Raw genomic sequence first — 11,278 nt, forward strand, 5'->3', positions numbered from 1 at the left:
ACATCGCGCCCTGAAGGAGCCACGATGCGCAATACCATCATCCACAAGCTTCTGTTCGCCGGCTTTGTGGCCATCAGCCTCAGTGCCTGTGCTGAGGAGCGCAGCCAGCTCAAGCGCGACTGCAACGCGGATGTGCAACAGCGTGTATTGCACTCGGTACACGCTCAGGTGGCAGATGCGCGGGCGATCTGGCTGAATGCCGAACGATTGCGCTGGCCCTCGATCGTCGCCAGTGGCCGTTACCGGCTCTACTACTCGCGCAATGCACAGCTCAGATTCAGCAATGGCAGCAGCGTGGGTGGCGCCGATGGGGTGTTTGAACTATCGGTCGCGAGTACGCCACCCGATGCGCAAAGCGCCGAGCGCTTTCGCTGGGTGCCCGCCGGGGTCGACTTGCTGCTGAGTCAGGCCGATCAGGCGCAGCTGAATGCTGTGTTGCAAACGCAGATGCTGGTGGTGCAGGAGGATGCGCAGGGCCGTGTCCAGCGCGTCACGTCCACCCAGCTGGGCGGCGTACTGGACGCCCGCTTCGGTGCCGCAGAAGCGCTGGCGCTGGGCGCCCATCCAAGTGATGACACTACCTCGTTTCGGCTTTGGGCGCCGACCGCGCAGCAGGTGAATCTATGTGTCTATGTCGACGACCAGCAATCGGTTGATGAGATCCTTTCCCTGCAAAGAGATGAGTCGACCGGTGCCTGGTCTGCCGAGCTGCCGGGCAACCTTGGTGGTCGCTACTTTCGCTATCTGGTCGACGTCCATGTACCGAACACGGGCATCGTGCGCAATCGGGTGACGGACCCGTACTCGCTCAGCCTGGGGCTTGATTCGAAGCGCAGCTATATCGTCGATCTTGATGACCAAGCACTGAAGCCGATCGGTTGGGACGATAGTCCGCGGCCGACCCGCGTGCAGCAGAACACGGATATGGTGATCTACGAGCTGCACGTGCGCGATTTCTCGATCAATGACCCCAGCGTGGATGAGCACGCGCGCGGCAAGTACAGTGCCTTTGGCAATCCCGCCACACAGGGTATGCAGCACCTGGCCGCGCTGTCGGCCGCCGGTGTCACTGATATTCATTTGCTGCCGGTATTTGATCTGGCCACCGTGCCGGAGCAGGGCTGCCTCACGCCGGACATCGCGCCCCCGAGCAGCGGTGACAGCGAGCAGCCGCAGCGCATCATCGACGGCATTCGTGATCGCGACTGCTTCAACTGGGGCTACGATCCGTTCCATTTCGGTGCGCCCGAGGGCAGCTACGCCAGCGACGCCAGCGACGGTGCGGTGCGCATCCGCGAGTTCCGACAGATGGTGCAGGCCCTGAATGCGCTGGATCTACGTGTAGGGATGGATGTGGTCTACAACCACACCAGCCAATCAGGACAGGGCGAAAAGTCGGTGCTTGATCGCATCGTGCCGGGTTACTACCAACGCCTGAATCTGGCCGGCCAGGTCGAAACCTCGACCTGCTGCGCCAATACGGCCACCGAGAATCGGATGATGGCCAAGCTGATGATCGATACCGCGGTGGTCTTTGCCCGAGACTACAAGATCGACTCCTTTCGCTTTGACCTGATGGGACATCAGCCGCGTGCAGCGATGGAGCGGCTGCAGGCCGCCGTGGATGCGGCGGCAGGGCAACCCATTCAGTTGCTCGGCGAGGGCTGGAACTTTGGTGAAGTGGCCAATGGTCAGCGCTTCGAACAGGCTTCGCAGCTATCGCTCAATGGCTTGGGTATCGGCACCTTCAGCGACCGCGCGCGTGACGCCATTCGCGGTGGCGGTTGCTGCGACAACGGTAGTGATGCGATCCGCAATCAAGGCTTCGTTAACGGACAGTTCTATGCGCCGAACGCCCTGGCGGTGGGGCGCTACAGTCAGGGCGATCTGCTGCGTGCCTCTGACATGGTGCGGGTGGGACTGGCCGGTTCGTTGCGTGATTACGAACTGAGCACCCACAGTGGCGCCACGCAGCGGCTGGAGCAGATTCAGTATGCCGGTCAACCCGCCGGTTATGTCGGCGAACCGGGCGAAGTGGTGAACTATGTCGAGAATCACGACAACCAGACCTTGTATGACATCAATGTGCTGAAGCTGCCGCAGGCGACCTCGGTGGAGGAGCGCGCCCGAGTACAGATGCTGGCGGCTGCGCTGAACATGTTCAGCCAGGGCATCGCCTACTTCCACGCCGGCGTGGATGTCTTGCGCAGCAAATCGCTGGATCGCAACAGCTACGACTCCGGTGACTGGTTCAATCGGATTGACTGGAGCTATCAGGACAACTACTTCGGTACCGGGCTGCCGCCGCAGTGGGACAACGGCTCGAGTTGGCCGCAGTTTCGTCCGTTTCTGGCGGATGCCTCGCTGCGCCCTGCTGCGGAGCAGATCATCTGGACTCGGGATGCATTTCTTGATCTGCTGCGCATACGCGCCAGCTCGCAGCTGTTTCGCTTGTCGTCGGCTGCGCAGGTACGCCAGCGACTGCGCTTTCTTAACACCGGACCGCAGCAACGCGCTGGGCTGATCATCGGGCATCTGGATGGCCGGGGCCTGGAAGGTGCCGGCTTTGACGAGCTGGTTTACGTGGTGAATGTTCTGCCGCAGGCGCAGACGGTGAACCTGCCGACCCTGGTCGGCAAGTCGCTCGCTCTGCATCCTGTGCATTTGGCCGATCAGGCCGCCGATCAGCGCATTCGCGACGCCGCGGGGTTTGATCCGGTAGCCGGCATGTTGTCGGCCCCGGCACGCTCAGCCTTCGTCCTGGTGTCCCACTGATTCAAGCGCTGCGACTGGCGTCGCCGGCTTCGCGGGCGGCCGGACTGCTGGCAGGGAAGCGAAGAACAAAGCGCGCGCCAGCCTGTGGGCGGCTTTCGCAGTTGATGCTGCCACCGAGTTGTCGAGTGACCTGATTGAAGGTGATGTGCAGGCCCAGGCCGCTGCCGCCACTGCCGCGCTTGGTGGTGAAGAATGGTTCGAACACGCGGCTACGGATGTCCTCCTCCATGCCGCAGCCATCGTCTTCAACGACCAACTCGACCTCTGCTCCCAGCCGTCGCGCAGCGATCAGAATGCGACCGCCTTCGTCCTCTGGCCAGGCGTGCAGCAGGGCATTGATTACCAGGTTGGTAATGATCTGCGCGAATACCCCGGGATAGCTGTCAATCTGCAGATCATCTTCGATGCGAAGCTCCACCTGAACGGGCTTGAAGCGTTGCTTCAGACGCGGGCCCAGCGCGATCAGTGATTCGGCAACATAGCTGGCCAGATTGAAGCGACGTCGATCTTCGCTGCCCTGGTCGACTGCGACGCGCTTGAAGCTGCGCACCAAATCGGCTGCGCGGCTGAGGTTGGCGCTGATCATCGTCACCGCCTGCGTGCTGTCCTCAACAAAGCGCTCAAGTTCACTCTTGCGAATGCCGCGGCGATAGGCTTCATTGAGATGCTCGAGGCGTTCGTTCAAGTGTGAGGCGACGGTCACGCATATACCGATCGGCGTATTGATTTCATGCGCCACACCGGCCACCAGTCCGCCCAGGGCCGCCATCTTTTCCGATTCAACCAGTTGCTTCTGGGTGCAGCGCAAGGTCTCGACCGCCTCTTTCAGATCGAGGTTGCTGGCTGCCAGATCCTGGGTGCGAAAGCGCACCTTGGACTCCAGCTGCTCGTTCAGCTCGCGAATTTCATGCTCGACTTTCTCCCGGGCACGATCGTGCGACTCGACTTCAGCCAGCATGGCATTGACCCCATGCGCCAGCTCACCCAGTTCATCCTCCGCCAGCACGCGAGATCGCAACGAGTAGTTCTTCTCTGCGCGTACCGACTGCGTCGTGTCGATCAGTTCGGTGACTTGCGCCGTGATCACGCCCTGCAGTCGACGTGCCAGTAGCCAGGCCAGACACAGGGTCAGAATGGCCAGCACCAGGGTAACGGTGGCAAATCGCAGCAGCAGTGCATCAATCTGGTCGAGGCGGACCTGCAGGTAAATGCCGCCAATCGTTCGTCCGTCCTGCATCACTGGCCGCAACACATGCAGTTTGTCCAATGCAAAAGCGGCATCCTTCAGGGCGGCAAGTTCCACTTGCTGAAGCTGCGCCCCGGGACGTGAGTAGTCGGCGAATCCCAGCCAGCCATCATCGCGGTTGACCAATAGGCGAGCCTGATCGATGGTGCTGTCGTGGCGCAGATTGGCCAGCAGGTCGCGCGCCGCCTGTTGGTCTTCGAAGCTCAAGGCCGCCTCGCTGTTGGCGGCGATCACGTCGGCCAGAGCCAGACTGCGGCTGACGGCCAGAGAGCGCAGACTCAGATACTCGTTGGTGGCCAGGGCAAAGCTCGCCAGCAGCAGACAGAACAGCGAAATTGCGGTTGAAATAAGCAGAAGTTTGGTGCGGAAGCTGAGCTTGGCAAACGCCCGCCGCCAGCCACGGCGCGTCTCAGCAAGTGCGGTTTGCTCCAGCTCGGGCTTGGATGCGATGGGGCGAACCGAACTCACGAGCGCGTACCGTTTTCGAACTTGACCAGTTGCAGCAGCTTTGCACTGAGTTGAAAGCGGCTGCCTTGCAGTCGGTCCTGCCGACCGACGAAGCCGAGCCTGATTTCACCGCCCGGCTGGGCTTGACGCACCAGGGCCAGCGCTCCCTGGGCCGACAGGCGCTGCGGTGAGTCGACCACCAGGAGCGTGCCCGGCGGGGGAGCAACAACCAGCTCCGCTTCGGCGTAGGCGATGTGACAGCCGGCCAAGCCTTGTTCCGCGGTCAGGCTGTGCACTTCCACCGGGTGGTTCTGCACCTCGCGAGTGCCGGCTTGTGCCGAGAGCAGTTTGCCGACCAATGAGTCGGGACCGCCAACAACACAGAATCGCAGCGCTTGCCGCTCGGCCAGCTCGGACTCCGGCCACTGCACGAAGAACGCCAGTCGATACAGGAAGGCGGCGCGCAGGGCCGCTTCGCGCTCCTCATCCACGGGGGGCTCCGTGCCCTGGGCCGACAGGCAGACCAGCGCGAGTAGGCTAGCAATCGCTGTCCTTAGCTGTTTCCGGCCTATGGCGGTTGCACTTGCCATACAAACTCGTTGTGTCTGTCCCCGTCAGTTCGGTACCTTGCCAGGTGTAGAGGCCGGGTTTGTCGGATAGTAGCATCGCCCAGACATGCGGGCGGCTCGGCGCGATTGCGGGGGCAGTTCGTGCGTCCGACAGAGGAGGCGGCGATCCATGCGGTGGCAGAACGCAGCGAAACTGAGCCTGTTGAGTTTGGCCCTGGCCGGTCCGGCTGCTGCCGAGCAGGACTTCATGGCCCTGTCGCTGGAAGAGCTGATGGGGCTCGATATCAGCGTGGCCTCACGGGTGGCCAGTCGTGTCGATCGGCAACCCTCCTCGGTGACCATCATCGATCGCAGCCAACTGGCTGCCAGCGGTGCACGAACGCTGAGCGAGGCCTTGATGCTGTTCGTTCCAGGGTATTTCCTGGTCGAGGATCAGGACGACACCATCGCCGGCATGCGCGGTCTGGCACCAGACAACAATTCCAAGATCATGTTCATGCTCGATGGCCGCAGCCTCAATGCAGATTGGTTCTGGGGGCCGCCCGATGCGCTGCTCAATGGACTTGACCTGGAGTTCATCGAGCGTGTTGAAGTGATTCGCGGACCGGGCTCGGTGACCCAGGGCCAAGGTGCCTTGCTGGCCGTGGTGAATATCGTCACGGCGCCCGCGGCTGACACTGAGAGCCGACAGCAGTTCGCCTTCCAGTTTGGTGAGTTCGGGCGACTGGGCGCCAGCTGGCAGGGACGGTTTCGCCTGAGCGGCGATGGCTACATGAACCTGTATCTGAGCGATGGCGAGTTCGAGGGGCAGGCCTACCGCAACGAAGGGCTTGGGCAGCAGGTCGAGCAGGGAATCAGTGTGTATGAGCGCAACCATCACCTGAAGCGTGGCGACTACACCAATGCTCTGCTCAAGGCAGGCTGGGGTGGCTGGACCTTTGCATTGCAGCGATTCGATCAGCTGCGCGATCTATACAACTGGCGACGCGATCGCGAGCAAGTGCGACAAGTGCTGACCTCAGTAACACTCAGTTACCGCGCCGCACTGGCCACCGGTGAAGTCAATGTCGATCTTTACCATGATATTGACGATTACGAACTGCGCTCGCACGGCAACAGCCGGCCTGAGGCGCTACGGCAGCTGGTGCCCGGTCTTATCATGGGCGGGCATCGCGAGAATCGCAGTGGACTGCGCGCACTGTGGAGCAGTGAGGAGCTGTGGCAGCGCCATCGTCTGGCGCTGGGCTTCGAGTACAACGCGCTGTCCGCCGGTCATGCCAATCAGCGCGGTGACAACTTCATCGTCAACACCCAGGATGCCGTGCTGCAGCTGGGGCGTCCGCTGCTCAATCAGCTCAACCGCTGGGTGATTCCCAAACGCACCCAGATCCGCAGCGTCTTCGTCGAGGACTTCGTTCGGCTGAGCGATCAATGGGAAGCCTTTCTGGCAGCACGCTGGGATTCGCATCCAGATTGGGGTTCGAAGGTAAGTCCGCGGATCGGCATGTTATGGAGCCAAAGCGAAACATCGCTGTGGCGCCTGAGCGTGCAAAGTGGCTTCCGTGGTGCGGTTGGCGTGAGCTACAGCGGCGGTTTCGAGGGCGATGGTCTGCTGCGCGAAGCGAACTTCTCCGAAGTGGAGAACAATCCGTATTTTGCTGCCAACGGCAATCAGAACCTGACATCTGTGCGGCCGGAAGAGTTGCGCAGCTTGGAGTTGGCCTGGCGCTGGCAGCCGAGCGAACACTGGCAGTTGAATGCGGTCGGCTTCTTCAACACCACGCGCAACGTGATCGGCGTGGGCGCCTACTTCCTCGAAGACGATCAAGCCCGGGCCGAAGCCGTGGCCGCCGGAACCCATATCGGCAGCGACCGGATCGGCGATTGGGGCGGCGTGTTCTTCTTCCAGAACAATAGCGGCGAGCTGCGCCACCGCGGTGCTGAAGTGGCACTGGAGTATCGCCGCGATGATCTTGGGTTCCGTCTGCGTGCCAGCCACTCGCATGTTCGCGTGCTCGACGCCGATCCGGGGCAATTTGGCTCTGGCAATATCTATGTCACCGGTAGCCCCGACGATCCGCAGAGCCGCTCGTTTCCGCAGGACGTCAGCCGGCTCTGGCTGCACTGGCAGCCAGCGTTTGGCCAGCGGCGAATCAGCGTCGATTATCTGCACCTGCATTATCCGCGCTGGTTGCCGCCGATCCAGATTGACAGCGACGGGCGTCCCTTTACACCGAGTTTGGATGGCAATTCGATCGGCAATCTGACGCTGAGTTGGCGGCCGAGCCCCTGCCAGTCCTGTGAGTTGAGCCTGCAGCTGAAGAACGTCTGGAACGCGACGGCGCTGTACCCGGCGACCAGCGTGGCGGGTGAGGGCGAGGGCAATCTCGGTGTGCCAGGATTGGAGCGCCGCAGTGCATGGGTTACCTTGCGTTTCGGTTTCTAGTCAGGACATCGCATGACCCTTCACTCGGCACAGCCGGACGACGCAGCACTCGCACTACGTGCCGAGCATCTGGGTCAACAATTGCGCGAGGCGCATTTGATGCTGGTCACCGCCGAGAGTTGCACCGGTGGCTGGATTGCCAAGACGGTGACCGATATCGCCGGCTGCAGCGACTGGTTTGACTGCGGCATGGCCGCCTATAGCTACGAGGCCAAGCAGGCTCTGCTCGGGGTGCGACCGGAAACCCTGACCGAGCACGGAGCCGTGAGCCGGGAAACGGTGATGGAGATGGTCTCCGGCGCTCTGATTCATTCGGGGGCCAGCATCGCGGTGGCCGTTACCGGCATTGCCGGCCCCACCGGAGGCACGGCGGACAAGCCGGTGGGCACTGTGTGGATCGGCTGGAAGCGGCGCGGTGGCTATCCCTCGGCACGAATATTCCACTTCGACGGCAACCGTGAGCAAATTCGTCGTCTGACTGTTGCGGCCGCGCTCGATGGATTGCAGCAGCTGGTGCAGGGCAGAACGCCGGGCGATTGAAGGCAAAAATCCTTGCGTCGAATCGATGTTAGTAGTATTACTACTAACGCCATGCAGTTGACCGACACACAGACCGCCATTCTGGAACTGATCGCCGAGCGATTGGAGACCGAAGGCGTGCCGCCCTCACAAACCGAAATCGCGGCGGCGATGGGCTTCAAGGGCGTGCGTGCGGCGCAGTATCACCTCGATGCCTTGGAGAAGATCGGCGCCATCGAACGAGTACCCGGGCGGGCGCGTGGCATTCGTCTGAAACATCAGCCGGCGGCAGTGCAGGGCGCGTTGGATCTTGATACAGCGCTGCGCCTACCGGTGCTGGGACAGGTGGCAGCCGGCCGTCCGATCGAAGCGGGTGAAGATCGGCAGTTCAATCCCGAGGATTATCTGCTGCTCGATCGACTCTGCTTTCATCCCACGCCGGATTACCTGCTGCGGGTGCGCGGTGATTCAATGCGCGATGACGGCATTCTCGAGGGCGATTTGATCGGCGTGCACAGCACCCGCGAAGCGCGCAGCGGTCAAACCGTGATCGCGCGACTCGATGATGAGGTCACGGTCAAGCGCCTGAGCATTGAAGCCGATCGCATCCGTCTGCTGCCACGCAACCCGGAGTTTGCTCCGATTGAAGTGACGCCGGATCAGGATTTCGCCATCGAAGGCCTGTACTGCGGCCTGCTGCGTACCAACCGCTGAGCCGCCAGATGAGAACTGTATTTTCCTACCCCGGATTCAGACTGCGCCCGATGTCGCAGCTGGGTCGTTCAGCGCTAGGTTGCGCGTACTGGCAGGTCAAGCTTGAACCCGCGCTCGCGCTGCTGCCAGTCTCAAGAAATGCGATGACGGCTCTGCAAGCTGCCGCCACCTGATCACATCGTTACGCGAGGACATGACTATGGATGACAATAAGAAACGCGCACTTTCCGCTGCCCTGGGTCAGATTGAACGCCAGTTCGGCAAAGGCGCCGTGATGCGGATGGGCGACAAGACCATCGAGGCGGTGGCGGTGGTGCCCACCGGCTCCTTGATGCTGGACATCGCGCTGGGCATTGGCGGTTTGCCGAAAGGCCGTGTGGTCGAGGTGTATGGGCCGGAGTCGTCCGGCAAGACTACCCTGACCCTGCAGGCCATCGCCCAGTGTCAGAAGAACGGCGGTACCTGCGCCTTCGTCGATGCCGAGCATGCCCTCGACCCAATCTATGCGGCTAAGCTCGGTGTTAAGGTCGAGGATTTGCTGGTCAGTCAGCCGGATACCGGCGAACAGGCGCTGGAAATCGCAGACATGCTGGTGCGCTCGAACGCCGTCGATATGGTGGTGGTCGACTCGGTCGCCGCACTCACTCCGAAAGCCGAAATCGAGGGTGAGATGGGCGACCAGCTGCCCGGGTTGCAGGCCCGTCTGATGAGCCAGGCGCTGCGCAAGCTGACCGGCAACATCAAGCGCTCGAACTGTCTGGTGGTGTTCATCAATCAGCTGCGCATGAAGATCGGGGTGATGATGCCGGGCCAGAGTCCGGAAACCACCACCGGTGGCAACGCGCTGAAATTCTACGCCTCGGTGCGCCTGGACATCCGCCGCATTGGCAGCATCAAGAAGGGCGACGAGATCATCGGCAACCAGACAAAGATCAAGGTGGTGAAGAACAAATTGGCGCCGCCGTTCAAGCAGATCGTGACCGAGATCCTCTACGGCGAAGGCATCTCGCGCGAAGGCGAACTGATTGATATGGGCGTCGATGCCAAGTTGATCGACAAGGCGGGCGCCTGGTACAGCTGCGGCGGTGATCGCATCGGCCAGGGCAAGGAGAATGCCCGCCAGTACCTGAAGGAAAACCCCAAGCTGGCGCTGGAAATCGAAGCGAAACTGCGCGAGCTGTACGTTCCCCAGGTCTCCGCTAGCGAGGAAACCGAAACTGAAAGCGAACTGGAGGATGCTTGACGCCATCGCCAAGCAAATAGTGGAAGACGCGGTTGCGCCTCTGGCTGCCGCCAGCAAGAAGCCGAATCGAGAGCAAAGCAGTACGCGGCGTAGTCAGCGCAGCTCGCGACGCTGATCTGGGCGGCGCCCAGTGCCGATTCGGCCCCCCAAAGAATCCGCAGGTGGATTGACGAGGCTTGCCATCCACCTCAGGCAACCTATCCTCGCTTGCCCGGGAACCTCACTCGTCCCGGGCTTTTTTTCTGCTCGTCACGAAGCAAGGGTTGCTGCAAGGCCAATGGAGGTGAGTGACGGTGAAGGACAAACGGACCGAAACGCGTAGTGCGCTGCAGGTCGCGGTTGGCCTGCTGTCGCGCCGCGAGCACTCCGCACGCGACCTGAAGCGCAAGCTTGAGGCGCGCGGCATCGAGCCAGAACAGGTCGATGCCGCGCTGTCGCGGCTGCAGGATGTCGGTTTGCAGGACGAAATGCGCTTTGCCGAAAGCCTGGTGCGGCAGCGCATCGCGGCCGGATATGGGCCTATGTACTTGCGCGCCGAGCTGTCCACGCACCGGCTTTCTGAATCATTGATCGAGCGCGCGCTGGAGGCGGCGCAGGCCGATTGGCGTGGCATCGCCGCGGACTTGATCGCGCGGCGCTTCGCCGAACCACCCTCCGACCTCAAACAGCGCCGCCGGGCTCAGAGTCTGCTTATGCGGCGTGGATTTGATGCTGAAACGATACGTTCAGTGTTGAAGAGTTAGCGGGCTTTCAGCAACCTGTTAGTTGTTGAGAATTACCCATTTCGCGACAGGATGTGACTCTGAGCGGCCCACTCCAAGCGTGCCGCTGCTCCCTGTGGGAGAGACCGATGCGCAATGACACGAAGCGCCGGCTGGTGCCCCGGAACGCGCGTGACTTGGGCGAATCAATGAGTTACGTCATCGGTTCATGGAGAGGGGCCTGCCCCGGACTCGATCCGGGGTGCTCGCAGTGCGGAGGAGGGTTCGAATACGCCGGGCCAGAGTTGCTCAGCATGCCCCAGTTAGCCCGGATATTTCATGAGGTCGCGCCGAAAGATCCGGCGATTCCAAGCGGGGCGAGAGTTTCGACCGATGGTGTTGCGATAACAGAGTGTTCGCGATCTTTCGGCGCTGGCACGGCCCTCATTCAGCCGCTGCGCGGCTACGCAGGGCATTCGCCCTGAGGTCCTTTGTGCCGATTGCCGCGTTGTTCGGCTGCTACGCAGCAACGGCTACTTCGTAGCCTGCGCCTTCGCTATGCTCGGTCGGCTGCTACGCAGCAACGGCTACTTCGTAGCCTGCGCCTTCGCTACGCTC

Annotated in this window: 8 protein-coding genes; 6 read left to right on the forward strand and 2 right to left on the reverse strand. The window is 61.8% G+C overall.

Annotated features, from left to right (window positions below; all coding sequences use genetic code 11):
- Window positions 1-24 precede the first annotated feature (24 nt).
- On the forward strand, window positions 25-2,775 hold the full coding sequence (locus IFO71_RS16625) for an alpha-1,6-glucosidase domain-containing protein (protein ID WP_192030789.1): 2,751 nt from the start codon (window positions 25-27) through the stop codon (window positions 2,773-2,775).
- A gap of 1 nt (window position 2,776) precedes the next feature.
- Here IFO71_RS16625 and IFO71_RS16630 read toward each other — a convergent pair whose 3' ends face one another.
- Together IFO71_RS16630 and IFO71_RS16635 are read right to left on the reverse strand one after the other, a co-directional pair.
- A complete protein-coding gene (locus IFO71_RS16630) occupies window positions 2,777-4,489 on the reverse strand; it encodes an ATP-binding protein (protein ID WP_192030790.1) in 1,713 nt (570 codons plus the stop codon).
- Window positions 4,486-4,959, reverse strand: a complete 474-nt coding sequence (locus IFO71_RS16635; RefSeq protein ID WP_192030791.1) for a YfiR family protein — start codon at window positions 4,957-4,959, stop codon at window positions 4,486-4,488. Before IFO71_RS16635 ends, IFO71_RS16630 begins: the two co-directional genes overlap by 4 nt.
- Before the next feature lie 247 nt (window positions 4,960-5,206).
- Between IFO71_RS16635 and IFO71_RS16640 the strand changes: the two genes are divergently transcribed.
- The 5 genes from IFO71_RS16640 to IFO71_RS16660 all read left to right on the forward strand — a co-directional run bounded on the left by IFO71_RS16640 (window position 5,207) and on the right by IFO71_RS16660 (window position 10,702).
- Window positions 5,207-7,483, forward strand: coding sequence for a TonB-dependent receptor plug domain-containing protein (locus IFO71_RS16640; protein ID WP_192030792.1), 2,277 nt, complete (start codon window positions 5,207-5,209; stop codon window positions 7,481-7,483).
- 12 nt (window positions 7,484-7,495) lie between these two features.
- The gene (locus IFO71_RS16645; protein ID WP_192030793.1) at window positions 7,496-8,023 is read left to right on the forward strand and encodes a CinA family protein; all 528 of its coding nucleotides are present in this window, start codon (window positions 7,496-7,498) and stop codon (window positions 8,021-8,023) included.
- Window positions 8,024-8,074: 51 nt separating this feature from the next.
- Complete coding sequence (gene lexA / locus IFO71_RS16650) at window positions 8,075-8,716, forward strand: transcriptional repressor LexA (RefSeq protein WP_192030794.1); 642 nt, start codon at window positions 8,075-8,077, stop codon at window positions 8,714-8,716.
- A 199-nt stretch (window positions 8,717-8,915) separates the two neighbouring features.
- Window positions 8,916-9,959: a recombinase RecA gene (recA, locus tag IFO71_RS16655; RefSeq protein WP_192030795.1), complete on the forward strand. Its 1,044-nt coding sequence runs from the start codon at window positions 8,916-8,918 to the stop codon at window positions 9,957-9,959.
- Between the two features lie 293 nt (window positions 9,960-10,252).
- Complete coding sequence (locus IFO71_RS16660; RefSeq protein ID WP_332309397.1) at window positions 10,253-10,702, forward strand: regulatory protein RecX; 450 nt, start codon at window positions 10,253-10,255, stop codon at window positions 10,700-10,702.
- Window positions 10,703-11,278 lie beyond the last annotated feature (576 nt).

Source organism: Pseudomarimonas arenosa (genome assembly GCF_014841215.1).
In the GTDB taxonomy this organism is placed as follows: domain Bacteria; phylum Pseudomonadota; class Gammaproteobacteria; order Xanthomonadales; family Xanthomonadaceae; genus Pseudomarimonas; species Pseudomarimonas arenosa.

Bases quoted from the DNA above. Each gene is read 5' to 3' on its own strand.
- IFO71_RS16645 (WP_192030793.1), top strand. From the start codon at position 7,496: ATGACCCTTCACTCGGCACAGCCGGACGACGCAGCACTCGCACTACGT.
- IFO71_RS16640 (WP_192030792.1), top strand. From the start codon at position 5,207: ATGCGGTGGCAGAACGCAGCGAAACTGAGCCTGTTGAGTTTGGCCCTG.
- recA (WP_192030795.1), top strand. From the start codon at position 8,916: ATGGATGACAATAAGAAACGCGCACTTTCCGCTGCCCTGGGTCAGATT.
- lexA (WP_192030794.1), top strand. From the start codon at position 8,075: ATGCAGTTGACCGACACACAGACCGCCATTCTGGAACTGATCGCCGAG.
- IFO71_RS16625 (WP_192030789.1), top strand. From the start codon at position 25: ATGCGCAATACCATCATCCACAAGCTTCTGTTCGCCGGCTTTGTGGCC.